Origin of the sequence: Streptomyces sp. NPDC048479 (assembly GCF_040651435.1) — a bacterium.
Taxonomy (GTDB): Bacteria; Actinomycetota; Actinomycetes; order Streptomycetales; family Streptomycetaceae; genus Streptomyces.
This window is the reverse complement of the sequence record NZ_JBEZKA010000001.1, coordinates 545,451-568,632: the sequence shown is the minus strand read 5'-3', so window position 1 is coordinate 568,632 and position 23,182 is coordinate 545,451. Positions and strand designations below refer to the sequence as shown.

Below are 23,182 nucleotides of genomic sequence, written 5' to 3'. Positions count from 1 at the left end.
TCTTCCTTCCGGAGGAGAGCGATCGATGAGCGGTGTACGCGTTCATCGAGGCGGAGAAGACCACCCATGGTGTCGCTTCAGGGAGTGGCGCGGCCGGTGTCGGCCAACGCCGTGAGCGGGCCGCAGCCGCGCCTGACGTACCGGCACCTGCCGGGTCTCGGGTCTCCTGGTGCACTGGCTCCCTGGGCCAAGATCGCCATGGCCGTCCAGTCCCTCATCTCCCTGCTCATCCTGGGGACTCGTGATCGCCCGAGCCGTGAACGTCCTCGCCTGAGAACCAGCCCCGCAAACCACCGGGGGCCCTCTCGTATCCAGGAAAGCTGCATGTCACCGAACGCGAGCTTTCGCGGCGCCAGGCACCGGTCGGCTGTGCTGCGCCACGTGGACAAGGTGAGCGGTCGCGGGCCGAGAACACACCTGGTCGGTGCGGTCCCACATCACTGAGAGGCGTCTGTGAACTTGTCAGCCCGACGTGGTCCGTGCAGGCGCGGCCGAGGGCGCCCCGTGCCGCGATGAGTTCCGGCCGGGTCGCGAGTCTGTTCTGGTGACCGTCATAGGACGTCGTACGACGCTGCCCGGCACGAGACACCACGGAGGACACCATGACGACCACGCCCGGCAACGCGAGCAGCAACCTCCCCGGCAAGCCGCCAGTCGTCGACCCGGCCACCTGGCAGGCGGCGCGCGAGGAGCTGCTGGTCCGCGAGAAGGCGCACACCCGTGAGGGCGACGCGATCGCCGCGGCCCGGCGGCGGCTGCCGATGGTCGAGCTCGACGGCGCGGTCGAGGTCACCGGCGTTGACGGGCCGGTCCCGTTCCTCGACCTGTTCCAGGGTCGCGACGAGCTCGTGGTCTACCAGCACATGTGGTACGACGGCGCGCCGCACCAGGGGCAGTGCGAGGGCTGCACCACCACGGCCTGGCACGTGAAGGACGCCGTCTACCTCAATGCCCGGGGCGTCTCGTTCGCCGTCCTGACCTCGGGCCCGTGGGACGAGGTGGCTCCCTACGTCGAGTTCATGGGTTACAGCCAGCCCTGGTACTCGGTGCGGGGCGTGGAGGCGCCGGTCGGCGGAGAAATGGGGCACATCGTCTGTTTCCTGCGCGACGGCGACCGCGTGTTCCTCACCTACTCCACGACGGGCCGTGGCAACGAGCCGGTCAACGGGTCCCTCGGCCTGCTCGACATGACGCCCTACGGCCGCGGCGAGGCGTGGGAGGACAGCCCCGAGGGCTGGCCCGTGATCGGCGATGTCCGCGAGGGGCACCCGTCCGAGGGCCGCCAGGCCTGCTGGTACTGGCGCTCGGACGCCGACGGCGTCGCCACCTGGGGCCCGACCAGCCGGCCCGTGCCGCAGTGGACCCGCCCCGGCGCGACCCCCGTGGAGACCCTCGGCCGGCACGGCCACCACCACTGACGCGCCTTCGTCGAGGGCGTCGGCAAAAGGTGTTGGGTGCTGGGCGGAACCTCCGGACGATGCGAACGGCCCCCGCGCGCTCGATCGGTGGGCGGTTCGCCCGGAAGGTGAAGGACTCCTGGTACTCAACGTCTCGGTCAGCGTCTGGAGTCGGCTCAACCTCGCCACGACCAGGTGGCGGGCGCGGACCTGAGCTGACCGGCACCGGGCAGTACGTACCGAATGCTTTGGTCGACGCAAACAACACGGGGTGGCAGCGCCGTCCCGGGCCGTCTCCCCGACGCGCATTGCTCAATCGCGTGCGTCGAGCGCGTCGGCGAGGTGGGGGTCGATGTGTCTGAGCGCCGCCACGGCGAACTGGGTCGTGAACTCGGCGGCCGATGCCGGATCCAGCGAGTCGGCGACCAGCGTGTACCGCGCGCCCTCGACGACCGTGCCGACGACGAAGGCGGCGCAGAGCTCCGCACTCGTCCCCCAGGTGCCACGGCCGTGGCGCTTGGTGAAGTACCGGATCCGTCGCGTGATCTCCCGGCTGGCGGCCGACATCAGCCGTTCTCTGGCCTCGGCCGCCGCCCCTGTCGCGTGGGCGCCGAAGAGCAGCCGGAATCTCGACGGATGGACGTCCGCGTAGTCGAAGAACGAGGCCACGCCCGCTCGAACCTGCTGTTCGAGCGGGAGATCGGCCGCTGCTGCGTAGGCCTCGAAGAGCGCGCTTTTCAAGGTGTCGGCTGCGAGGTCGGCGCATTTGCCGAACAGGTCCTCCTTGCTGCCGAAGTGTGCGTACAGCGTGGGTTTCGTGGATCTCGCACGCGCGGCGACGATGTCCATTGTCGCCGCGTGGAATCCGGCCTCGCTGAAGACCGCGGAGGCCGCGTCCAACATGTCGTCGTCGGTCGGGCGTGCCGCAGGGGGGCGGCGACGGCCCGCTGGACGCTGTGGCGCGGGGCCGGTCTCGGGCAGGTGATCAGCCATGTTCACCACTTTACTTCCGGGTAAACCCGGATTACGGTTTTACTCCAGAGTAAATGCGGTTGTGATCGACTCCCTGGCTGGAGAACCGGCCAGGGCCTTGTGGAGGCTTTCATGCACCACACTCACCTCGTACAGCCCGCCGCGACCGTCGCAACGCGCCCCGTCCCTGCCCCGCCCCTGGGCTTCGCCCCCGACCGGGAGCTGACCGTCGCCGGCCCCTGGCGGCTTCCGCGGGCTCCGGACACCTGTGGTCAGGCCCGCAGAGCGGTGTGCAGCACCCTGGCCGACTGGGGCCTGGACCATCTTGCGGACACGGCCGAACTCCTGGTCAGCGAACTGGTCGGCAATGCGCTGCTGCACGCGTACGGTCCCGTCCGCCTCACCGTGGTACGCCGCGAGGTCATCTGTTGCCAGGTCCGCGACGGCAGCCGGCAACTGCCGCAGCTCCGTTCGGCGCAGACGACGGACGAATTCGGCCGCGGCCTGCATTTGGTTGACCTGATGGCGAGCAAATGGGGCGCCGACCCCACACCTTGGGGCAAGGAAGTCTGGTTCGAACTTCCGGAAGCGCCGGATTCCCTCGGTGGAAGGTGGCATTGAGTGAGGAGCCCTCGCGCGTATCGAGCGGCTTCGTCACGCCACCGATTTCCCGTAGGGGTTCGTCACGCCACCGATTTCCCGTAAGGGAACGACACCGCTCGATTCCGCCGGCGGGCCGTCGGTGTTGCGGTCAGGATTCTGGCGCATCACACTAGGATCTTGGCATGTCCACATCCTTGCTCATGCTGGCCAGCGGGATCCCCTCCGGTTCGCCGATCCTGGATTTCGACATTGTCGTCGTCGGCGGACGCCCGCTCCTTGTCTGCACCGACTTCGGCGGTGAGGTCTTCAGTTGGGATCCGCTGCGGGACGAGTGGGCCGGGCACCGGTTGGACATGCCGTGGCGGCCGGAGGACGAGTACGAGTTCAGCGACATCCTCACGATAGGTGCCGCGGTCGTCGACGGGCGGGTCGTGGTGGGCGGGGGCGGGGAGCACCAGCCCTTCGCGCAGTGGGATCTGGAGAGCGGTGCGATACGGACGTACGCCCGCTACGTGCACGGCGGGGTGGCCTCGACGGCCACGATGGAGCTCGACGGCCGGACGCTGTTCGTCAGCGGCTGCACTGGCCCGGCCGTACATCTGTGGGACGCCTCGAAGCGCGATCCCGATCCTGCTGCCGACGAGGTGCAGCTGGCCGGGCACGGCGACGGCGTCGGCGGTGTCACCGCGGGCAGGCTGTGGGACCGGCCGGTTGTGGTGTCCGGCGCCTATGACGGCAGCGTTCTTGTGTGGGACATCAACGCTGAAGAGCCACTTACTCAATTCGACGATCTCGACTTCGTGGTTCGCGGGGTCGGTCTTGTGACTGTGGACGGGCACGCGCGCGTGGTCGCCGCCGGGGGCCGGGCGCTTGTCATGGGCGATCCCGACACTGGTGCATGGGAAGCACCGCTCGCCGTGCCGGGGGACGACATCAAGTGCATGGACGTCGGTGTCGTCGATGGGCTGCCGGTGGCGGTGACCGGCGGTGAGGACGGCACGGTGTGCGTGTGGGATCTGGTGGGCCGGAGGCTGCTCGGGGTGCCGCTCACCGAGCATGAGAAGGAGGTCTTCGCCGTCCGTGTCACCGACTTCGACGGCCGTCCCGTTGCCGTCACCGCGGGCCGGGACCGCCGTATGCGGCTGTGGGACCTCGGGGCGTTGCTCGGTCGGTGAGCCGGCGAGATGTCGAAGACAACGGCCGCGGCGGAGCCTGCGTGCGAGCCGGCGGTGGACTTGCGGGGCTACGCCGCCGCCTCGCGGTCTTCGCCGGCACCCTGGAGATCACCAGCCCGGCGGGCGGTCCGACGCAGCACGCTTGTAGCCCGACCGTGTGACATGCCCGGCCTAGTACGTCTGCGTGGCGCGCCGGTCTGCCCCACCCGCCGCGCAGGGTGCTTTGGTCGGGGCGCCGGGCATGCGGCGGCTCCTGTGTCTGTCCTGGCGGCCGGGCCGGCGCCCGGCCTTCCTTGTGCGCGTCACCCGTTCTCGGCGTGCGTGCTGTCCAGAACGCCGAAGGAGAGATCGTGGTGGCGGGAAGCGCCGACGAGAACCGCGGGACGATGTCCGCGCAGCTCCTCAGGGGCCAGAAGGCTCTAGTCACCGGTGCCAACTCGGGTATCGGTATGGCGACCGCCATTGCCTTGGGCCGGGCCGGCGCGGACGTCGTGGTGAACTACGTCGTCGGTGAGGACGAGGCCGAGAAGGTCGTGGGGCAGATCAAGGACTTCGGGGTCCGCGCCTACGCCCACGAGGCCGACGTGTCCGACGAGGGCCAGGTGGTCGCCATGGTGGCGCGGATGGTCGAGGAGTTCGGCACCATCGACATCATGGTGGCCAACGCGGGCCTTCAGCGGGACGCGGCCGTGCTGGACATGACGCTCGCCCAGTGGCAGAAGGTCATCGACGTCAACCTGACCGGCCAGTTCCTCTGCGCGCGCGAGGCCGCCAAGGAGTTCGTGCGGCGCGGTGTGGTGGCGGAGGTGTCCCGGTCGGCCGGGAAGATCATCTGCATGAGCTCGGTCCACCAGATCGTCCCGTGGGCGGGGCACGTGAACTACGCCTCCTCCAAGGGCGGTGTGGGCATGCTGATGCAGACCCTCGCCCAGGAGTTGGCCCCCCAGCGGATCAGGGTCAACGCGATCGCACCCGGCGCCATCCGCACACCGATCAACCGCGACGCCTGGTCCACCCCCGAGGCCGAGGCCGACCTGCTGCGCCTCGTCCCGTACCGCCGCGTGGGCGACCCGGACGACATCGCCAACGCCGTCGTGGCCATGGCGTCCGACCTGCTCGATTACGTCGTCGGCAGCACGCTCTACGTCGACGGCGGAATGACGCTCTTTCCCGGCTTCGCCACCGGAGGCTGAACTCCGATGCAGGATCACGTCACGCCCCGCCGGGTGGTGATCCTCGGCGGCGGGTTCGCCGGGCTGTTCGCCGCCCGCGCCCTACGTAAGTCACCGGTCGCCGTGACCGTGGTCGACCGCCGTGTCCACCACCTCTTCCAACCACTGCTCTACCAGTGCGCCTCCGGAATCCTGTCCGAGGGCCAGATCGCGCAACCGCTCCGCGCCGTCCTGCGACGCCACCACAACGTGAGCTGCCTGCTCGCTGAAGCCACCGACGTGGATGTCGAAGCCCGGCTGGTCCACGCCCGGCGACCGGACGGCGGAGCTCTCGAGCTGCCCTACGACGATCTGATCGTCGGAGTCGGCATGCGTCAGTCCTACTTCGGGCACGACGAGTTCGCCGCTCACGCCCCCGGCATGAAGACCCTGAACGACGCGCTGGACATCCGCCGACGGATCTACCAGGCGTTCGAGATGGCCGAGACGGCCGCAGACGCCCGGGAACGGCAGCAGTGGCTCACCTTCGCGCTCGTCGGCGGCGGGCCGACCGGCGTCGAACTCGCCGGACAGATCCGGGAGATCGCCGGCCACACGCTCGACCGGGAGTTCCAGACGATCGACTCCGCCCAGGCCCGGGTGCTGCTTTTCGAGGGGTCCGACGAGGTGCTGGGCGCGTTCGGCCGCCCACTGGCCGATCGCGCAGCCCGAACCCTGCAGAGCCTCGGCGTGGAGCTCCACCTGGGCACGAAGGTCACCGACGTCGACGCGCACGGCCTGACGGTACAAGACCAGGACGGTGCGACCACCCGGTTCGAGGCACACACCGTGCTGTGGACGGCCGGGGTCGAGGCACCGCCCTTCGCCGCCGCGCTGGCCCGGGCAACCGGCGCCACCCAGGACCGGGCCGGACGCATCGTCGTCGAACCCGACCTCACCGTCCCCGGCCATCCGGAGATCCGCGTCACGGGCGACGTGATGAGCCTGAACAAGCTGCCGGGCCTGGCCGAGGTCGCCATGCAGTCGGGCGCATACGCCGGCCGGGTCGTGCGCCACTCGGTCGAGGGCAGGACCAAGGAGCAGAAGCCCTTCAGGTACCTGGACCTCGGCAGCGCCGCCTACATCTCCCGCGGCCGGGCCGTCGTCAAGGCCGGCCCGCTGCACCTGTCGGGCGCGATCGGCTGGCTCGCCTGGCTCTTCATCCACCTGGCCTTCCTCACCGGATTCCGGAGCAGGCTGGGAGCGGTGCTCAGCTGGTCCGTCGCCTTCGCCACCAGCTCGCGACGCGAGCGCGCCTTCACCTCGTCCGACGCCGACGCCGACGCCGACGCCGACGCCGACGCGCCGGCCGGCCGTGCGCCCGGGCAGAAGGCGCCCCCGCCGCCTCCCTGACCGTGGCGCCCGGCCGACACGTCCCGGCCGCCACCCCTTACGCACCCTGTCGTTCCTCACCCCCCGCGCCCCGCGGGGCAGACCATCGAGGCGCACATGCTCAGCACAGCGGCCCTTCTGGCGGACACCCCGCCCCAACTCCTGCCGGCTCGGGAGCTGATGGCCTTCACCTTGGCCTCGCACATCCTGCTGGTCCCGTTCGGTGTGGCGCTGCCGTTCATCACGGTGCTGATGCACCACCGGGCGCTGCGCCGCAACGACGCCGTCGCCCTTCAGCTCGCGCGGCGCTGGTCGGCGGTGATGGCCGTGCAGTTCGCCATCGGCGTCGTCACCGGCACTGTGCTGTCCTTCGAGCTCGGACTGCTGTGGCCCGGCATGATGGGCCGCTGGGGCGACGTCTTCGGCCTCGGGTTCGGCGTTGAGGCATGGGCGTTCTTCCTGGAGGCCGTCCTGATCGCGATCTACCTCTACGGCTGGCGTCGACTCAAGCCCTGGACGCACTTCTGGCTGGCCGTACCGCTGCCGCTGGCCGCCCTGATGGGGGCGTTCGGCATCATCGCGGCCAACTCCTGGATGAACACCCCGCAGGGGTTCCGCCTCGACGCCCAGGACAATCCCGTCGACGTCAACGTGCGGCAGGCGGTCTTCACACCGATGTTCGGCCCGGAGTACTGGCACTTCGTGGTCGCGATGTTCCTGACCGCCGGTTACGTGGTCGCCGGCGTGTACGCGGTCGGCTGGCTGCGCGGGCGCCGCGACCGATACCACCGGCTCGGCTTCACGCTGCCGTTCACCGTTGCCGCAATCCTCACGCCGGTCCAGTTCATGCTCGGCGACTCCGCTGCCCGGGCCGTCTTCCACAAGCAGCCGATCAAGTTCGCCGCCACGGAGATCGTCTGGAAGACAGACACCCACGTGCCCGAGTACATGTTCGGACGGTTGAACAGCGATGGGACGATCTCGGGCGGACTCAGGATCCCCCAGCTGGACTCGATCCTCGCCGGCTTCAAGCCCAGCACCCAGGTGACCGGGCTGACGTCGGTGCCGGCCGCCGACCGCCCCACCACCGTCCAGGCCACCATCGCCCACTGGGCCTTCGACATCATGGTCACCATCGGCAGCCTGCTGATCCTGCTCGCGCTCTGGTACGCGTGGTCCTGGCTGCGACACCGGGACCTCCCTCGCAGCCGCTGGTTCTTCCGCTGCGCCGCAATCGCAGGAGCCGCCTGCCTGGTCACCGTGGAGTGCGGCTGGATCACCACGGAGGTCGGCCGCCAGCCCTGGATCGTCTACAACCACATGAGGGTCTCGGAGGCGGTGACCGCCACCCGCGCCGGATCGCTGTGGGCGATGCTCGGCATCGTCATGGCCGTGTACGTGGCCGTTTTCGGCGCGTTCCTCGCGATCGTCCTGAAGATGCGAACTCGGTGGCGCATCGCCGACGAGGGCTCGGCCGCCGCGCGCGCCGCACTGGCCCCTGAGACCGACACCCCCTACGGGCCCAGAAGCGAGCCCGAACCCACAGCCACCGGGGCCCCGCCTGGTGGCGGCTCCGGCCGCACCCCGGGCGGTGCGTCATGATGGCCGATCTCATCGCCTGGGTCATGGTGCTCGCGATCGCCGCCTACGCCTGCGCCGGGGGCACCGACTACGGCGCCGGCTTCTGGGACCTCCTGGCCGGAGGGGCGGAGCGGGGCCAGCGGCCCCGCTGGCTCATCGACCACGCCATGGCACCGGTCTGGGAGGCCAACAACGTCTGGTTGATCTTCGTCTTCGTTGTCATGTGGACCGGCTTTCCGACGATGTTCCAGGCCGTCTTCGAGGCAATGTGGCTGCCGCTCGCCCTCGCGGCCGTCGGCCTGGTGCTCCGCGGCGCCGGGTTCGCCCTGCGCAAGCCCTCCCGCCGAGTGGTCCAACGACGGCTCTACGGCGCGGCGTTCGCCATCTCGTCGCTGCTCACGCCGTTCTTCCTCGGGGCAGTGCTCGGCGGTATTGCTGCCGGTCGGGTCGTGGTCGGGACGACTGCCTCCGCGGACGCCTGGGCCAACGCGACCTCAGTCCTGACAGGTCTGCTGGCCATTGCCGCCACCGCGTTTCTCGGGGCGGTGTTCCTCTGCTCCGACGCCCGACGGTTCGGCGCGGAAGACCTCGTCGACTACTTCCGTCTGCGGGCGTTCCTCGCTTTCGCCGCAATCGTCATCCTCGCGCTCATCGCCCTGCCTGTCACCCACGACGATGCCCGGCACGTCTGGGAGGGCCTCACCGGAGGCCTGGGACTGCTGCTGATCGTCCTGGCAGGAGTCTGCGGTCTGGCCACGGTGCTGCTTCTGGTATGTCGGTCCTACGGCTGGACCCGCTACACCTCGGTGGCGAGCGTCGCCCTGACCGTCGGCGCCTGGGGCTTCGCACAGCGGCCCTACGTGCTGCCCACCTCGCTGACGGTGGCCCAGGCGGCCGGCGCCGCTCACACCCTGCGCTGGCTGGCGCTCGTCACGGTCATCGCGATCGTGCTGGTCGGCCCGGCGCTGGTGCTGCTCTACCGGCTCGACACAATGGGTGAGCTGGAGCCGCTCACCGACACCGACACCGGGGCCGCCAGAACACCCGGGGACAACCTGTAGCGGCGCTCCGCCGGTTCGCGCAACGGACGTGCGACATCCCCGTCGGCGCAGCCGTCGGCGATGCGATCGCCGACCCGCAGGGCGTTGGCGATGGCGGTCAGTGACGGGTTCACCGCGCCGATGCCGGGGAAGAAGCTGGTGTCCACGACGTAGAGGTTGTCGAGGTCGTGGGCCTTGCAATCGATGTCGAGGGCCGAACTCATCGGGTCGTCGCCGAACCGTATGGTGTCGGCGTCGTCCGCCTCCCAAAGGGCACCATGAGCCGCTGCGAGAGCAGTCCACCCACGGTGGACTTCCCCGATCCTCCAGCCGGCAGTACGTGACCTGAACGAGCCCCGGCAGGCTCCAGACCCGTGTGTGACGACGGACCTGAACACCCTCTCGGTCGTACTTTAGGTGAAGTCAGACGACGAGATCAGGGGAACCCGCTGGTCAAACGCTAGATTCGGCCCATGAGCCCCATGGAGCGTCCCGCCGATGCGAGCGCCGCCCGGTTCCTGCTCCCGTACCCCGCTTCGCGGGTCGGCGGCCTGCCCGAGGGTCTGCCCGTCGCGGTGTGGGACGGTACCGGCGGTCCGCCCGGCGTCGAGAGCCTGGCGGCGGTGGAGTTCTTCGTCATCCCCTACGCCTTTGCGGATGCTGCCGTAGCGGTGCTCCCGCGCCTGCCGCGACTGCGAGTCGTCCAGTCCCTGTCCGCCGGTGTCGACGACGTCGTGAAGTACGTCCCCAGCGGTGCCGTGCTCTGCAACGCCAGGAAAGTTCACGACGCCAGCACCGCCGAGCTGGGCGTGTCACTCGCCCTCGCGTCGCTCCGCGGCATCCCCGACTTCGTCCGCGCCCAGGACGCCGAGGAGTGGCGGACCGGCTTCCGCCCGGCGCTGGCCGACCGTACCGTCCTGCTCGTGGGCTACGGCTCCATCGCCGCTGCCGTCGAGGACCGGCTCACCCCCTTCGAGTGCGGGGTCCTGCGAGTCGCCCGGACCGCCCGCACCACTGCACGCGGGGCCGTCCACGCCCTCATCGATCTGCCCGAGCTCCTGCCCCGCGCCGACATCGTGATGCTCACCGTCCCGCTCACCCAGGACACCCGTGGCCTGGTCGACGCGGGCTTCCTCGCCCTGATGCAGGACGGCGCCCTGCTGGTGAACGTCTCCAGGGGCGCGGTGGTGGACACCGACGCGCTGCTCGCCGAGCTCAGGACGGGCCGGCTCAGCGCGGCCCTCGACGTCACCGACCCCGAGCCGCTCCCGGCCGGGCATCCGCTCTGGCACGCGCCCAACACGCTGATCAGCCCTCATGTCGGAGGCAACAGCTCGGCTTTTCTGCCCCGGGCGCTGCGGCTGATCCGCACCCAGCTGCTGCGCTACCTGGCCGGGGAGCCGCTGGAGAACATCGTGCTGCCCCGCAAGCCCTGACCTTGATGCCTCGCGGGCTCCGGATTGTCCGGACCGGGCAACGTCCCCACCGGCGCGGCCGGCGTGACCGTCCGGCCGGTCCGCACCTCGCGGGTTGCTGCCGGCACCCGGGCAGGAGTGAGTGCGTCCGTCAGCGCCCGTGCTCCGCGTCGAGCGCCTTGAGTCGGCGCTCGGCGGGCTGCAGCAGGCGTCAACACCTCGAGGAATCGACGAGATGTGGGCCACATCCCGGAAGGCAGGTTGAGACATGGCCGCACGGGCTGCGTATCGCCTCACAACGAAACAGCGAAGCCCGACCCGTGCCGCCCGGCTCTCCATCACAGGCCCACCCCTGCGACCACCATCCGACGTTTTGATGCGTATCCGCCCATGAAAGACATCGCTGGCCTGTCCGTGACAAGACATTCCAGGGACGTTGGTTGAGGAGGACTGCCGGTGGGATTCAACGAGACCGAACCTCAGCGAGCTCACAGTCCAGGTCCTGATCTCCCGCAGGAGATACGGGACTCCTTCCAGGCCGTGCTGGACGCCTTGGACGCCGCACGCGCCGACCTCTACGCGGTCGACGAGCAGGAGGGCTGGCCCGAGTCCCCACCGCCGACCTGGCAACAACCCAGCGAACCGACCGGGGACGCAGGCTTCACTCATCCGCCCCCGTCCTTGCCCCCGGCTCCACCCCCACCCCGACGGACACAGCCGGTGGGGCCTGGGCCCGAGTGCCTGGATCCGGATCCTCCGCACGCCGTCGAGCCGTACGTGGTGGAGCCGCCGCGGACCGGTGGCGAACGGCCGGTCGACGCTCCGAAGGATGTCGTGGTGGAGCCGCTGTGGTTGCGCGCCACGAATCTGGAGCCTGTTCCGCCCCCGTCATTAGGAACGCCACCGCCGGTGGGAAGGCCGCCGATGGAGAGTGGCGCAGGCTCGACGTACGCTGCACCGCCGCTGACCTTCCCCCTCGCGCAGGAGGGCGCGCGCGGCCGGACCGGCCCGCGCTCGTACGCCAACTGGTCGGCTAACCCCGGGCGCCCGGCCCCGCCCTCGGACCAACTCCTCGCCCCGTCCTCGGAGGTGCCACCGCCACCGCCACCCGTCCGCGCGCATGCGAGGAACAGAGGCCGAGGATGGCGGCGCTTCACCGACCGGCGGGACACTCGTGTCGCCGGGGTCTTCGGACTGGGCGCCCTGAGCGGACTGATCCTCGCCTCTTCGCTGCTGGTCCGCGACAACCCCGCACCGCCGGTCCCGTCCGCGCCCTCCGAGCAGCTGGCCCGGCCGCCGCTGCCCGACAACCCCGCTCCCACGCTCCCCGAGATCCCGGGCACGGGCCTGCTGCGCCAGGGCGACAGCGGTCATGGGGTGTACGAGCTGCAGGTCCGTCTGCTCCAGGTCCCGAACATGTACGACGGCGGCGCGATCGATGGTCGCTACGACAAGGAGGTCCGAGCGGCCGTGGCCAGATTCCAGCAGTGGTACGGCGTCCGCGGTGACGAGACGGGCGTCTACGGCGACAACACGCGCCTCGCCCTCATGCTGCGAACCAAGTAGTGAAGGACGTCGCTCAGGCGGCGGCGGTGGGGAGTTGGGCGCCGGTGCCGGTGACTTCGGCTGTGAAAGCCCACAGCGTGCGGGCGGTTGCGAACAGCCGGCTCGCGCCACGAGCGCCGCCGCGAGCACTCTGGGGGTCGCACCGCATGCCGTGGCCTTCGCCGGTGTTGAGACCAGCGGTCAGTGGGGTCCGACTCCACCGCTTCTGCCCGCGGTGCGCCGGCGTCCTCCGGTGTCCGTGAGGTTCGGGCGGCGTCGAGTGTGGTCAGCGCATGCGGCGGAGGAAGGCATCGACAAGTCGGTCGGTGAAGTCCTGGTCGATCGGCTCGTTCGTTACCAGGACGCGGTAGTAGAGGGGGCCCACGAGCTGGTCGGTCTCGGCCGCCATGTCGAGGTCGGCGGGCAGTTGGCCCCGTCGTGCGGCCCGTTCCAGTGGCAGGCGGTCGCGGCGGCGCTGCTCGTCGAGGTACCTGGCCCGGAAGTCCTCGGCGAATGCCGGATCGTGCTGTGTCTGTGCGATCAGGGCCTTGAAGACGGCTCCGGCGTCGGACTGGCTGAGGAAATGGCCCAGTTGGCGCAGATAGGCGCGTAGATCGAGGGCGATGTCGCCGTGATCGGGCGGGGTCAGCTCCTCGGCCAGGTCCTGCAGGAAGGCGTCCACGAGGACGTCGGTCTTGGAGTTCCACCAGCGGTAGATGGTCTGTTTGGCGACTCCGGCTCTCGCCGCGATGCCCTCCATCGTGACGCCCGCGAAGCCCTTCTCGGCGAGCAGGTCGTCGGCCGCCTCCAGGACCGCCTGCCGGGCCTTTTCGCTGCGCCCGTGGCGGTTGCCGTGGTGACGCCGCCCTGTTCGGCCCGTGGCGCTTTCCTCAGCGGCTCCTGTTGCAGGTCCCATGTCGCCTCCCTTGCCTCAGGGTAGTCACCCTGGATTCAACGCAACGTTGCGTCTACTCTAGCTCGTATGACAGTCACTCACACGCTCGCCGACCCCCGGGTCGAAGCCGCCCTCAGCCGGATGTTCGCGCATGCCGCCCACGACGAAGCCACCGCAGCCCGCGTCAGGGCGGAGCGGCCCGGCGACTTCGGAACACCGCAGGAGCACGCCGATGCCGCGGCGGAGATCTACATGCCGATTTCCGCCGCGGGCGGGCAGTTGCTCTACAACCTCATTCGGGCTGTTCGACCGGCCACCGTCATCGAGTTCGGCACATCCTTCGGGATCTCCACGCTGCACCTGGCCGCCGCCGTACGGGACAACGGCACCGGACGCGTCATCACCACGGAACTGAACAAGCACAAGATCGCCGCAGCCCGCCGCACCTTCAACGAGACCGGCCTGGACGACGTGATCACCGTGCTGGAGGGAGACGCCCGTGAGACCCTCAGCGGGATCGACGGCTCCGCGGACTTCGTCCTGCTCGACGGCTGGAAGGACCTGTGCCTACCCGTACTGCGCCTGCTCGAACCGCGCATGGAGCCCGGCACCCTCGTCGTGGCCGACGACGTCGACCTGAGCAGTCTGCAGCCCTATCTCGACTACGTACGCGCCCCTGCGAACGGCTATCAGAGTGTGACCTTCCCCGTCGAGGACGGCATGGAGATCAGCTGCCGACTCTGACGGCGAACGAGGGCGTTACGGGCCACAGACAGGGGGATTGGCTCGGCGATGGCATCGGTCACCTTCCGGTGATCGTGCCACCGACCGCCCCGCTTCGGCGTCGCTCAGGCAGCAACGGCTCCGTCCGTTCCCCATGTACATCGGTCAATGGCACACCCGTGGTGCTCGGCGCGGGACTGCTCGTGGGCGAGGTGCTGGCACTGCCGGTAGGACTTGCGGAAGGGGGCGCCGTCGGCGAGGCCGAGTGGCCGGGGCGGCCACTGGAGGGGCGGGGCGTCGGCCGGGCTTTCACGGGTGGACTGGTGGGGGCTGCGGGAGTGCGGGAAGCCGGTGATTGAGTGGCCGTCGCGCGAGGGCGCCGAGTCGCACCACCGTTGCGGTCCCGGACGCTTCCTCTGGCCGGGTGCGTGGCCGGACGCTCCGGTGGACGTGAGGCCCTGGGTGATTCGGTGACGGGGACATAGGGCTCGTCGGGGGATGCCTGTTCCGGGCTCGGCGCTGCTTGTGGGGTGCCGGCGGACTGCTGGGGCAGCAGCGATGCAGCGGCCAGGCCGCCGAGCATGGCCAAGGTGGCTGCGGCAAGAGTCCGACCGCCGTACTTCTTCAGTCGCGGCGGACAGCGGCGCCGGGCTGCGGGCGCATCGGCTGAGGGAGTGGGGGACCAGGCAACGTCGGGGGACTCGAAGGTGCCCGGTCCCTCGATGACGAGGGCATCCAGCACCGCCAGGTCGGCTGCCCGAGCACCGCCGCTACGATCGCTCGGCGGTGCCATGTCGGAGTCGTATGCCCCGCACTCCGGGCACGTCACGGCGCCGTTGAGGGCACGGCGGCAGGGGGAGCAATAGTCCATGGGTTCGACCGCTCAGTGCGTGAGTCGCTGGAAGGAACCGTGGTCGGCCGACCAGGCTGGGCGGCAGCCGGCGGCCGGAAGGCGCCGCTCGGTGTCTTTCGGAAGGATCCTTGGCATGTGCGAACCTCACTTACTCGCCGGTCTGGGCGGGGCACCGGTTACCGAGGTCAACGGGCCGGAGCGAGGCAGTGTTCAATCAGCGGCTGAAACGTGGGGCACGCAACTCCCTTGGAGGTAGCGGCTGGTCACACCAGCGCCACCCGCTTCGGCGTCCGAGCCGACAGCCACGGCTCACCCCGAGTCAACGGCGTTTACCCCGTAGCGCTGAACGTCCTCTTCGGTGCGGTGATTCTCTTCGCCCCTGTGATGTACTCGCCCTCCTGCTCGTCGGGTGTGGTGAGCCACCCGCCCCTGAGGGCACCTCGAACAGGGTGCCGCTCCGGCGATCCGGCGGGTCTCGAAGGAAGGGTGTTTCAGCCGGCGGGGGCGAAGCGACGCTCTGCGCCCGGCGGAGGCCTGGACAGCCAATTCCCTGACCCGGGCAGTGGCTTGGGCGACGCTGTCCACCGTGATAGTTGCCTCGACCTGCCGAGGGGGAGCCGGCGGACGCCGACAGAGCGTCAGGCGCTGAGACCCGCAGCTCGACGAACGCCGCGACCCGGCACATCGGCTCGAGTCACCGCGATGGACGGCAGCGCCTCGACGAGGCGGCCGGCCTGCCGGTGGGGCCGTTCGACCGTGCCGTTCGACCGTGCCGTTCGGCCGGTGCGGGGCGCTCTGCATCAGCGCGATCACCAGCGTCCGGGTGGGAGCCTGCGCTGTCCCCGCGGAGCCGGCGCTCCAGAGTCGACCTCAGACGCTCGCGAGGGAGATCTCGGTCGACTTGATCAGGGCGATGACGGAGGACCCGGCGGCGAGACCCAGGTCGGTGACCGCGTCCTTGGTGATCGCGGCCGTCAGCTCGCCGCCGGCGACGGTCACCTTGACGCCTGCCATGGCGCCGCCGGTGGTGACCTCGGTGATGGTGCCGGGGATCCGGTTGCGGATGCTCAGGCCCTCGATCGCGCCGGTGGCCAGAGCGACCTCGGTGGACTTGATCAGGGTGCGTACGGAGGAGCCCGCGGCGAGGCCCAGCTCCTTGACGGCCTCCAGCGTGATCGCGGCTGTGATCTCCTGGCCGCCGTAGAGCCGGACCTTGACGGTCGCCATCACCTCGCCGGGCGTGACGGAGACGACCGTGCCGGGGATCTGATTGCGGATGCTCAGGCTCATGAATCCACCGTAGCCACGGGACCGGGCAGCGGTCGGGCGCCGCGCTTGGGGTTTCCTCCAGCCGCTCTGGCATTTGCTACGGAGTGGAACATGATGGCTTGTAAATGCTGGCTGATGCTGCCTACCGTGTCGCATATGCAGTCCTACACAATCGGCCAGGCGGCGCGTCTGCTGGGCGTCAGCCCCGACACCGCGCGCCGCTGGGCCGATGCCGGGCGGGTCGCGACCCACCGCGACGAAGGCGGCCGACGGCTCATCGACGGCCGTGACCTGGCCGCCTTCTCCATCGAGGTCGCCCAGAGCGGCACCGGTGAGGAGGACGCCTCGTACACCTCGGCCCGTAACGCATTCCCCGGCATCGTCACCGCGGTCAAGCTCGGCGATGTCGCCGCACAGGTCGAGATCCAGGCCGGCCCGCACCGACTCGTCTCCCTGCTGACCCGGGAAGCCGTCGAGGAGCTGGGGCTGGAAGTCGGAATGCAGGCCACCGCCCGCGTGAAGTCGACCAGCGTGCACATCGACCGCGCCTGAACCACCCTCCGTATCCAGCCCTTGCAGCGGCGTCGCCCGTCCCCGACGCGGCCTGTTCCCACCGCTTCACCAAGGAGACCCGCCATGTCGTACGCCTTCAACGGGCGCCGTACCGCCGCCGCCGTACTCACCGCGGCCCTGCTCGTGCCGCTCGCCGCCTGCGGCAGCGACGACAGCAAGAAGGACAGCGCGGGCGGTTCGAAGAACAGCGCGAGCTCCGCTCCCCAGGCTGACCTGACCGTGCTGGCCGCCTCTTCGCTGACCAACGTCTTCAAGACGGCCGGCGCCGCGTACGAGAAGTCGCACCCGGGCACCAAGGTGAAGTTCTCCTTCGCCGGGTCCCAGGAACTGGCCGCACAGGTCAAGCAGGGCGCCCCGGCCGACGCGCTGGTCACTGCCGACACCAAGACCATGGACGGTCTGAAGTCCGACACGGGCACGCCGACGGTCATCGCCAAGAACCGTCTGGTCATCGCCACCGTCGAGGGCAACCCGAAGAAGGTCGACGAGCTGAAGGACCTCGCCGACACCAAGCTGAAGGTCGTACTCGCCGCGCCCGAGGTCCCGGTCGGCCGCTACAGCAAGAAGATCCTGGACGCGCAGAAGATCGTCGTGAAGCCGGTCTCGCAGGAGCCCAACGTCCGCGCCGTGCTCAGCAAGGTCGAGCTCGGTGAAGCCGATGCCGGTCTCGTCTACAAGACGGACGCCGCCACGGCCACCGACAAGGTCGACGCCGTCGAGATCCCCGACGCGCAGAACGCCGTCGCCCAGTACCCGGCCGCGACCCTGAAGACGTCCAAGAACAGTGAGGCCGCCGCCGCGTTCGTGGCGTGGCTTTCCACGCCCGAGGCGCAGAAGATCCTCCAGGACGCGGGCTTCCAGCAGCCGTAACCGCCGTGCGCGGGCTGCCCGGTACGGGAGACCGGGCAGCCCACGACCGTCACTCGAGCCCAGGAACCCCCGATACCCCAGGAACCCCCGATACCCCAGGAACACCCGATGAGACGCCTCCGCACCCGCGGCAACCGCCCCCCTGTCGCGCTCGCCGTGCCCGCGCTCCTCGCGATCGCGTTCCTGTTGATGCCGCTGATCGGCATCCTCGCCCGTACGTCATGGGGCGACCTCGGCAGTCATCTGACCAGTCCCGGCGTCACCGAGGCCCTGCGGCTGTCGCTGCTCGTCTCCTTCTGGGCGCTCGGCTTTTCGCTGCTGCTCGGGGTGCCGCTGGCCTGGCTGCTGGCCCGCGTCGAATTTCCCGGCAAGGTACTCGTACGCTCCCTCGTACTTCTGCCCATGGTGCTGCCGCCCACCGTCGGAGGCGTCGCGCTCCTCCTCGGGTTCGGCCGCCGTGGCCTGCTCGGCCCCTGGCTGGAAAACACCTTCGGCATCACCCTGCCCTTCCACACCTCGGGCGCCGTCGTCGCCGCGACGTTCGTGGCGATGCCGTTCCTCGTCATCAGCCTCGAAGGCGCACTGGCAGGGCTGCGGCCGCGCTACGAGGAGACCGCGGCCTCCCTCGGAGCCTCGCCGGTACGGGTGTTCTTCACCGTCACCCTGCCCATGGTGGCCCCCGGACTCATCGCCGGAGCCGCCCTCACCTGGGCGCGGGCGCTCGGCGAGTTCGGCGCGACCATCACCTTCGCCGGCAATCTGCCCGGCACGACGCAGACCCTGCCGCTCCAGGTGTACTTGCTCCTCCAGGACCAGCCGGAAGCGGCGACCTCCGTCTCCCTGCTGCTGCTCGCCATCGCCATGATGGTGCTCATCGCCCTGCGCGGCCGCTGGACCGGAACGCCGAGCGACCGTTCACGCAAGCCCGCACCTCCGGCGGACGACGCAGAACCGCCACCGGCGGTGACCCCCGAAGACCTCAAGTCACCTACCTCGCAGGAGCATTGGTCGCTGCACGCCGAGGTCACCGGCTTCAACCGGCTCACCCTGGACGCCGAACCGGGCACCACCATCGCCGTCGTCGGACCCAACGGCGCGGGCAAGACCACCCTGCTGCGCGCGCTCCTCGGCCTCACGCCCCGCGCGCACGCAGCCCTGCGCCTCGGCGACGCCGACGTCACCGAACTGCCCCCGCACCGCCGCGGGGTGGCCTGGGTCCCGCAGGACGGCGCGCTCTTCCCACACCTCACAGCCCTCGCCAACACCGCGTACGGGCTGCGCGCCCATGGCGTCCCGCGCACCGAGGCCCGCCGCGCCGCCCAGCAGTGGCTCGACCGGCTCGGTGTCGGAAACCTCGCACACCGCAAACCTGCCCAGGTCTCCGGCGGCCAGGCCCAACGCGTCGCCCTGGCACGGGCCTTGGCCGCCCGGCCCCGCCTGCTGCTCCTGGACGAACCCCTGGCCGCACTCGATCAGACCACCCGCGCCCAGGTGCGCCACACCTTGCGCACCCACCTCGACGGCTTCGGCGGCGTCTGCCTGATCGTCACCCACGACCCCGTGGAAGCTGTGTCGCTGGCCGACCGGGTTCTTGTACTCGACGAGGGCCGCGCCCTGCAGGACGCGCCGCCCACCGAGGTCACCCGGCATCCCCGCTCCCCGTGGGTCGCCCGGATGCTCGGCCGCAACGCCTGGCCCGGGATCGCGACGGCGGACGGTCTCGCGCTCTCCGGCGGCGGGCTGCTCGTCGCCGCGGATCCGCTGCCCGCGGGCACCGAGGCCCTCGCGATCATCGCTCCGGAAGCGGTGTCCGTACACCGCGACAGGCCTGGCGGCAGCCCGCGCAACGTCTGGCCGGGCACCGTCGGAGAAATCACCGCCACCGGCAGTCGGCTGCGCATCCTGGTCACCTCGGATCAGGCACCGGACCTCGTCGCCGAGATCACTCCGCAGGCCGCCGCCGAACTGGGCCTCGCCGACGGGACTTCCGTATGGACCAGCGTCAAGGCGACGGAGGTCGTCACCGTGACGCTGTGATTGCGCAGTCGCAGCCCGGCCCGGTCGCAGTCCGAGCCCGGGCCGCAGCCCCAGTTGTGGCTGTTTCCGACGAGCTGGAACGAGCCGTGTTGCCACGTCAGTGGGAGTACCTCGTCGCGGTCTGTACTCCACACTCGACAGCCAAAAGCGCTCAATTCTGATCAAGGGCGGGCGCGGAACCGGATGCACTTGCGCACCCCGGCCACGCGCTGTGCGCCGCCGTGAAGTGTGGTCCTTTCTTGTTCTGGTGCACCGGGAATGGATGCTGTCCGGAACTCTTGTTCCATGCAGGTGGGTTGTGTAAGGGTGTGCTTCCTCACGTCCTAACATGACGATTCTGCTCAACCGTTCTAATTACCCGGCGGTAAGTCACTGCGAAAACATCGGTGTGGCCCCTCTGGAAGGTATGTACCAATCAGCTGTGCCCTTTCAACTGCCCTGAAAGCACAGGCGGTTGACCGGGACTGAGAGCCTGCAACCCCCCATGCAATGCCCTGGATGGAAAGACTTCTATGCAGAATCCCCGTACCCCGGGTCCCGTCCCTCCCTCCCATACCGGCCTCAGCTCCGGGGACTCCGACGAAGGGCTCGCGGCCGCGCTGCGGACCAGCGGCGGGAAGGACGAGGCGCGGCCCGTAGCAGTGCTGCTGGCGCGGCACTGGCAATCGGTGTTCGACTACGCCTCGATCTGCACCCCGTCGGCGAAAGCCGCCTCGATGCTGGCCACGGCGGCGTTCAGCAAGGTGCTGGAGAATCTCCGGAAGGCAAGGTCGACCGCGGCTCTTCGTCCGCTTCTATTGTTGACTGCGCGTCAAATAGCCAAGGGGTGGGCGAACGACCAGTACGTCCTCGCGCTGCCCGAACTCCAGTATCCGGACGGCGGTCGCACCCTCAGAGTCGACATGTTCACCCTGCCGGAGAATCGGGAGTTGGTCTCCCGCGCTTTCCACGCAATGCCGGGTCCCCTCCAATGCCTGCTCTGGCATGGGGAGGTCGAGGCGGAGGGCATATCCGTACCGGCAGGTTTGTTGGCCATTGACCCGCGCGGTGCGGCGGTCCAACTCGAACAGGCGCGTGAGCTCTTCCGCGCGGGCTGTCTGCGGGCTCATGTGGAACTCGCGCCGGACAAGGACTGCCGCCACTACAGCCGTCTCCTCGATGTGTCACTGCGCCGTGGCGGCACTCTGATCCCGGACATCCAGAAGCATCTGGCGGAGTGTCAGTACTGCCGTTACGCCGCCGAACAGCTCAACCACCTGGACGGCCGGCTGGCCGTGCTGCTGGCCGAGGGCCTGCTCGGCCAGGCTGCCCGCGGCTACCTGGAATCGCGACCGGCCCGCAACAGCGCCCGGGCGCAGAGCAGAGAAAGTACGGTCCGCAGTACGGGCCGGCACTCGAAGGCCGGGCGCCCGCGCGCACTGCCCCGTATGACCTTCCCCGGCCGGCACCTGATGCTGGCCCGGCCGAAGGTCGTCCTCACCGGTCTCGGGCTGCTGGTGGCCGGCGCGCTCGTCGTGACCGCCGTCTCGGCGTTCTGGTCGAACGACAGCGACTACGCGGGACCGTCCGTCCCGAGCGGTGCGGTCACCACCGACGCGCCTCCCGCAGCCGGATCCCAGGTGCCGTCCGGCCACGCACCGCAGCCGTCGACCACATCCGCCGGACTCCCGGCGGGCCCGCTGAACACCAGACTGCGCAATGCCGACGCCGGTCTCTGTCTCGACATCCGTGGCCGCAGGGCTGCGCCGGGTGCCGAGGCGATGATGGCGGTGTGCTCGACCACCGTGACGCAGACGTGGGTGTACGAGGACGACGGGCTGCTGCGTAGCTCCGCCGCCCCGGACCTGTGCCTGAACTCCCACGAGATGGATGGTGTGGCCGTGCTGAGCGTCTGCACGGCGGCGTCGGCGGCGAACGCCGCGGACGTACGCTACGACCTGACCATCCAGGGCAATGTGATCCCCCGGTGGAACGACGGACTGGCACTCGTCCCGATCTCGCCGGATCCGGCAACGACCGTGGTGGTCAAGGTCCGTGACGGATCAGCGGCGCAGCGATGGGTGACTGACAACGTTGCCGCCGGCACCCCCAAGGTCCGGCCGAGTGCCGATGTGGGCTCACCGTTCACCAAGGACGTCAACACCTCACCGCAGACCGGCGAGGACTGCGCCTCCCCGAGCTGCCCGCCGCCCCCGCTGCCCGCGGGCCGGACGGAGCCGGATTCGGTGCCGTCGGACCCGTACGCCGCGCAGCCCCAGTCCAGCCTGCGGCGTGTCAGCAATGGTTCGGCCGATGAGAAGCGGCACGACCGGCCCGTGCGAACGGCTCTTGGGCTGCGCCCCGCCAAGGTGCTGGAGCCGGCTCCGGCCGGCCTGCGCCTCCCGGACAGGGCCGACACCGCGCGGCCGCGCCACGGTCGGGCGGAGGCCGGTCGGGCGGAAACCAGTCGGGCGGAGGCGGGTCGGGCGGAAACCAGTCGGGCAGTGGCCGGTCGGGCGTAGTCCGGTCACGCCGCCGGATGACGACCGTTTGTCCGCGGGCCGCCTGTGCCTTCCCGCGGTCAAGTCATCTCAGGCATCTCGCCCTTCGTGGTCTGCAGGTCGATCACCGAGAAGACCGCGCCCTGCTGGTCCGCGACCGTCGCGAAGCGGCCGAAGGGGCTGTCCATCGGGCCGAAGTGCACCTGCCCGCCGAGCTTGTTGACCGTGGCGATCGCGGCGTCGCAGTCCGCCACGGCGAAGTACACATTGACGTGCGGCGGGACATCGGGCGGGAAGTCGTCGGTCATCTTCATCCGGCCCGCCACCGGCCGGCCGCCGATGTTCCAGAGGTGGAAGTCGACGACCTCGTGCTTCATCTTCTGCACCTCGAAGGGGAAGGCCGCGGTGAAGAAGGCGTCCGCCTTGGCGGCGTCCCGTGTGGTGACCTCGGCCCACGCGAACGAGCCGGGTTCGCCCGTCTTCTCGAAGCCCTCGTGGGCACCCGGCTGCCAGACGCTGAAGGACACGCCGCTGGGGTCCTGGGCGGTCGCCATGGTGCCGAACTCGCCGACCTGCATGGGCTCCATCAGCAGCGTTCCGCCGTTCTCACGGATCTTCGCGGCCGTCGCGGCCGCGTCCGGAGAGGCGAAGTAGAGGTTCCAGGCCGCCGGGCTTTCCATGCCGGGCATCTGCGGTACGACGGCGGCCACCAGCTTGCCGTCCGAGCGCGCCTGCGTGTAGTTGCCGAACTCTTCCGAGAGTTCGTCGTAGGTCCAGCCCATCAGCTCGCTGTAGAAGCTCTTTGCGGCTTCCAGGTCGGGGAACATCGCGTCGGCCCAACAGGGTGTGCCTTCCGGTTGCGCGGCCATGGTCCAAGCCTCCAGCTCGAGGAAATTTCCCGTTCTTTCACGCTATTCGCCGATGAGTGTCGGCGCGCGTCGAGCCGGCTCCCGGCCAGGGGCGCACTTCCGGGGTACGGGCCGCGGCCGTCACTTCCCCGCGTGACGGTGAAGCCGGAGCCACTCGCGTGCGGTGTGCCGGCGCTCCTGGCGCGCATGGTGCCGGACGGCCGGCTTGGTGCGGCCGCCGAAGGGGAATGCGGCGATGCGTTCGTCCTGATAGCCGTTGACCAGATGGATCGCGAGCGCGGCCGCGATGATCATCGCGAGGATCGCCAGCACGGTGACGAGGTTGTCCATGACCTCACTTCC

Annotated in this window: 19 protein-coding genes and 2 pseudogenes; 14 read left to right on the top strand and 7 right to left on the bottom strand. The window is 69.8% G+C overall.

Translation table 11 applies throughout. The annotated features are described in order from the left end of the window. The first annotated feature begins 602 nt into the window (after nt 1-602). Nucleotides 603-1,418 (top strand): DUF899 domain-containing protein, encoded by an 816-nt coding sequence (locus AB0D12_RS02585; RefSeq protein ID WP_362676269.1) that lies wholly within the window; start codon nt 603-605, stop codon nt 1,416-1,418. Between the two features lie 291 nt (nt 1,419-1,709). On the opposite strand, the gene AB0D12_RS02580 is transcribed toward AB0D12_RS02585, so the two are convergent. After that, nucleotides 1,710-2,390 (bottom strand): TetR/AcrR family transcriptional regulator, encoded by a 681-nt coding sequence (locus AB0D12_RS02580; RefSeq protein ID WP_362676267.1) that lies wholly within the window; start codon nt 2,388-2,390, stop codon nt 1,710-1,712. A gap of 111 nt (nt 2,391-2,501) precedes the next feature. Between AB0D12_RS02580 and AB0D12_RS02575 the strand changes: the two genes are divergently transcribed. The 6 genes from AB0D12_RS02575 to AB0D12_RS02550 all read left to right on the top strand — a co-directional run bounded on the left by AB0D12_RS02575 (nt 2,502) and on the right by AB0D12_RS02550 (nt 9,332). Further along, on the top strand, nt 2,502-2,990 hold the full coding sequence (locus tag AB0D12_RS02575) for an ATP-binding protein (RefSeq protein WP_362676265.1): 489 nt from the start codon (nt 2,502-2,504) through the stop codon (nt 2,988-2,990). A 164-nt stretch (nt 2,991-3,154) separates the two neighbouring features. Continuing rightward, the gene (locus AB0D12_RS02570) at nt 3,155-4,147 is read left to right on the top strand and encodes a hypothetical protein (RefSeq protein ID WP_362676263.1); all 993 of its coding nucleotides are present in this window, start codon (nt 3,155-3,157) and stop codon (nt 4,145-4,147) included. 386 nt (nt 4,148-4,533) lie between these two features. Next, complete coding sequence (locus AB0D12_RS02565) at nt 4,534-5,340, top strand: SDR family oxidoreductase (protein ID WP_362676385.1); 807 nt, start codon at nt 4,534-4,536, stop codon at nt 5,338-5,340. A 6-nt stretch (nt 5,341-5,346) separates the two neighbouring features. Next, nucleotides 5,347-6,711, top strand: coding sequence for an NAD(P)/FAD-dependent oxidoreductase (locus tag AB0D12_RS02560; protein ID WP_362676261.1), 1,365 nt, complete (start codon nt 5,347-5,349; stop codon nt 6,709-6,711). Nucleotides 6,712-6,807: 96 nt separating this feature from the next. Then, nucleotides 6,808-8,292 (top strand): cytochrome ubiquinol oxidase subunit I, encoded by a 1,485-nt coding sequence (locus tag AB0D12_RS02555; RefSeq protein ID WP_362676259.1) that lies wholly within the window; start codon nt 6,808-6,810, stop codon nt 8,290-8,292. After that, entirely contained in the window at nt 8,289-9,332 is a 1,044-nt protein-coding gene (locus tag AB0D12_RS02550) for a cytochrome d ubiquinol oxidase subunit II (protein WP_362676257.1), read from the top strand. The genes AB0D12_RS02555 and AB0D12_RS02550 overlap by 4 nt, the downstream gene beginning before the upstream one ends. A 53-nt stretch (nt 9,333-9,385) precedes the next feature. Here the strand turns inward: AB0D12_RS02550 and AB0D12_RS02545 are convergent. Beyond that, a pseudogene (locus AB0D12_RS02545) lies at nt 9,386-9,559 on the bottom strand (GMC oxidoreductase); the annotation flags it as partial. Between the two features lie 225 nt (nt 9,560-9,784). Here AB0D12_RS02545 and AB0D12_RS02540 point away from each other — a divergent pair. After that, nucleotides 9,785-10,747: a 2-hydroxyacid dehydrogenase gene (locus AB0D12_RS02540; protein WP_362676255.1), complete on the top strand. Its 963-nt coding sequence runs from the start codon at nt 9,785-9,787 to the stop codon at nt 10,745-10,747. A gap of 2 nt (nt 10,748-10,749) precedes the next feature. Here the strand turns inward: AB0D12_RS02540 and AB0D12_RS02535 are convergent. Beyond that, nucleotides 10,750-10,869, bottom strand: a pseudogene (locus AB0D12_RS02535) (cyclase family protein); the annotation flags it as partial. Between the two features lie 781 nt (nt 10,870-11,650). Between AB0D12_RS02535 and AB0D12_RS02530 the strand changes: the two are divergent. After that, nucleotides 11,651-12,292, top strand: coding sequence for a peptidoglycan-binding domain-containing protein (locus AB0D12_RS02530; RefSeq protein WP_362676253.1), 642 nt, complete (start codon nt 11,651-11,653; stop codon nt 12,290-12,292). A 265-nt stretch (nt 12,293-12,557) separates the two neighbouring features. Here the strand turns inward: AB0D12_RS02530 and AB0D12_RS02525 are convergent, their stop codons facing one another. Next, a complete protein-coding gene (locus AB0D12_RS02525) occupies nt 12,558-13,187 on the bottom strand; it encodes a TetR/AcrR family transcriptional regulator (RefSeq protein WP_362676251.1) in 630 nt (209 codons plus the stop codon). Between the two features lie 66 nt (nt 13,188-13,253). On the opposite strand from AB0D12_RS02525, the gene AB0D12_RS02520 reads away from it, so the two are divergent. After that, the gene (locus tag AB0D12_RS02520; RefSeq protein ID WP_362676249.1) at nt 13,254-13,910 is read left to right on the top strand and encodes a class I SAM-dependent methyltransferase; all 657 of its coding nucleotides are present in this window, start codon (nt 13,254-13,256) and stop codon (nt 13,908-13,910) included. A 1,702-nt stretch (nt 13,911-15,612) separates the two neighbouring features. Here the strand turns inward: AB0D12_RS02520 and AB0D12_RS02515 are convergent. Then, nucleotides 15,613-16,032, bottom strand: coding sequence for a TOBE domain-containing protein (locus AB0D12_RS02515; RefSeq protein WP_362676247.1), 420 nt, complete (start codon nt 16,030-16,032; stop codon nt 15,613-15,615). Nucleotides 16,033-16,167: 135 nt separating this feature from the next. Here AB0D12_RS02515 and AB0D12_RS02510 point away from each other — a divergent pair, with 135 nt between their 5' ends. The 4 genes from AB0D12_RS02510 to AB0D12_RS02495 all read left to right on the top strand — a co-directional run bounded on the left by AB0D12_RS02510 (nt 16,168) and on the right by AB0D12_RS02495 (nt 21,992). Beyond that, nucleotides 16,168-16,563: a helix-turn-helix transcriptional regulator gene (locus tag AB0D12_RS02510; protein ID WP_362676245.1), complete on the top strand. Its 396-nt coding sequence runs from the start codon at nt 16,168-16,170 to the stop codon at nt 16,561-16,563. An 84-nt stretch (nt 16,564-16,647) separates the two neighbouring features. Next, nucleotides 16,648-17,454 (top strand): molybdate ABC transporter substrate-binding protein, encoded by an 807-nt coding sequence (modA, locus tag AB0D12_RS02505; RefSeq protein WP_362676243.1) that lies wholly within the window; start codon nt 16,648-16,650, stop codon nt 17,452-17,454. A gap of 108 nt (nt 17,455-17,562) precedes the next feature. Continuing rightward, nucleotides 17,563-19,491, top strand: a complete 1,929-nt coding sequence (locus tag AB0D12_RS02500; protein ID WP_362676241.1) for an ABC transporter permease — start codon at nt 17,563-17,565, stop codon at nt 19,489-19,491. Between the two features lie 512 nt (nt 19,492-20,003). Further along, nucleotides 20,004-21,992: an RICIN domain-containing protein gene (locus AB0D12_RS02495; RefSeq protein ID WP_362676239.1), complete on the top strand. Its 1,989-nt coding sequence runs from the start codon at nt 20,004-20,006 to the stop codon at nt 21,990-21,992. Between the two features lie 59 nt (nt 21,993-22,051). Here the strand turns inward: AB0D12_RS02495 and AB0D12_RS02490 are convergent, their stop codons facing one another. Next, entirely contained in the window at nt 22,052-22,840 is a 789-nt protein-coding gene (locus AB0D12_RS02490) for a VOC family protein (RefSeq protein WP_362676237.1), read from the bottom strand. Between the two features lie 120 nt (nt 22,841-22,960). After that, on the bottom strand, nt 22,961-23,170 hold the full coding sequence (locus AB0D12_RS02485) for a hypothetical protein (RefSeq protein WP_362676235.1): 210 nt from the start codon (nt 23,168-23,170) through the stop codon (nt 22,961-22,963). Nucleotides 23,171-23,182: the final 12 nt, after the last annotated feature.

Excerpts from the sequence above, each read along its gene's own strand:
- AB0D12_RS02585 (WP_362676269.1), top strand. The coding sequence starts at position 603 with ATGACGACCACGCCCGGCAACGCGAGCAGCAACCTCCCCGGCAAGCCG.
- AB0D12_RS02580 (WP_362676267.1), bottom strand. The coding sequence starts at position 2,390 with ATGGCTGATCACCTGCCCGAGACCGGCCCCGCGCCACAGCGTCCAGCG.
- AB0D12_RS02575 (WP_362676265.1), top strand. The coding sequence starts at position 2,502 with ATGCACCACACTCACCTCGTACAGCCCGCCGCGACCGTCGCAACGCGC.
- AB0D12_RS02570 (WP_362676263.1), top strand. The coding sequence starts at position 3,155 with ATGTCCACATCCTTGCTCATGCTGGCCAGCGGGATCCCCTCCGGTTCG.
- AB0D12_RS02565 (WP_362676385.1), top strand. The coding sequence starts at position 4,534 with ATGTCCGCGCAGCTCCTCAGGGGCCAGAAGGCTCTAGTCACCGGTGCC.
- AB0D12_RS02560 (WP_362676261.1), top strand. The coding sequence starts at position 5,347 with ATGCAGGATCACGTCACGCCCCGCCGGGTGGTGATCCTCGGCGGCGGG.
- AB0D12_RS02555 (WP_362676259.1), top strand. The coding sequence starts at position 6,808 with ATGCTCAGCACAGCGGCCCTTCTGGCGGACACCCCGCCCCAACTCCTG.
- AB0D12_RS02550 (WP_362676257.1), top strand. The coding sequence starts at position 8,289 with ATGATGGCCGATCTCATCGCCTGGGTCATGGTGCTCGCGATCGCCGCC.
- AB0D12_RS02540 (WP_362676255.1), top strand. The coding sequence starts at position 9,785 with ATGAGCCCCATGGAGCGTCCCGCCGATGCGAGCGCCGCCCGGTTCCTG.
- AB0D12_RS02530 (WP_362676253.1), top strand. The coding sequence starts at position 11,651 with ATGGAGAGTGGCGCAGGCTCGACGTACGCTGCACCGCCGCTGACCTTC.
- AB0D12_RS02525 (WP_362676251.1), bottom strand. The coding sequence starts at position 13,187 with ATGGGACCTGCAACAGGAGCCGCTGAGGAAAGCGCCACGGGCCGAACA.
- AB0D12_RS02520 (WP_362676249.1), top strand. The coding sequence starts at position 13,254 with ATGACAGTCACTCACACGCTCGCCGACCCCCGGGTCGAAGCCGCCCTC.
- AB0D12_RS02515 (WP_362676247.1), bottom strand. The coding sequence starts at position 16,032 with ATGAGCCTGAGCATCCGCAATCAGATCCCCGGCACGGTCGTCTCCGTC.
- AB0D12_RS02510 (WP_362676245.1), top strand. The coding sequence starts at position 16,168 with ATGCAGTCCTACACAATCGGCCAGGCGGCGCGTCTGCTGGGCGTCAGC.
- modA (WP_362676243.1), top strand. The coding sequence starts at position 16,648 with ATGTCGTACGCCTTCAACGGGCGCCGTACCGCCGCCGCCGTACTCACC.
- AB0D12_RS02500 (WP_362676241.1), top strand. The coding sequence starts at position 17,563 with ATGAGACGCCTCCGCACCCGCGGCAACCGCCCCCCTGTCGCGCTCGCC.
- AB0D12_RS02495 (WP_362676239.1), top strand. The coding sequence starts at position 20,004 with ATGCAGAATCCCCGTACCCCGGGTCCCGTCCCTCCCTCCCATACCGGC.
- AB0D12_RS02490 (WP_362676237.1), bottom strand. The coding sequence starts at position 22,840 with ATGGCCGCGCAACCGGAAGGCACACCCTGTTGGGCCGACGCGATGTTC.
- AB0D12_RS02485 (WP_362676235.1), bottom strand. The coding sequence starts at position 23,170 with ATGGACAACCTCGTCACCGTGCTGGCGATCCTCGCGATGATCATCGCG.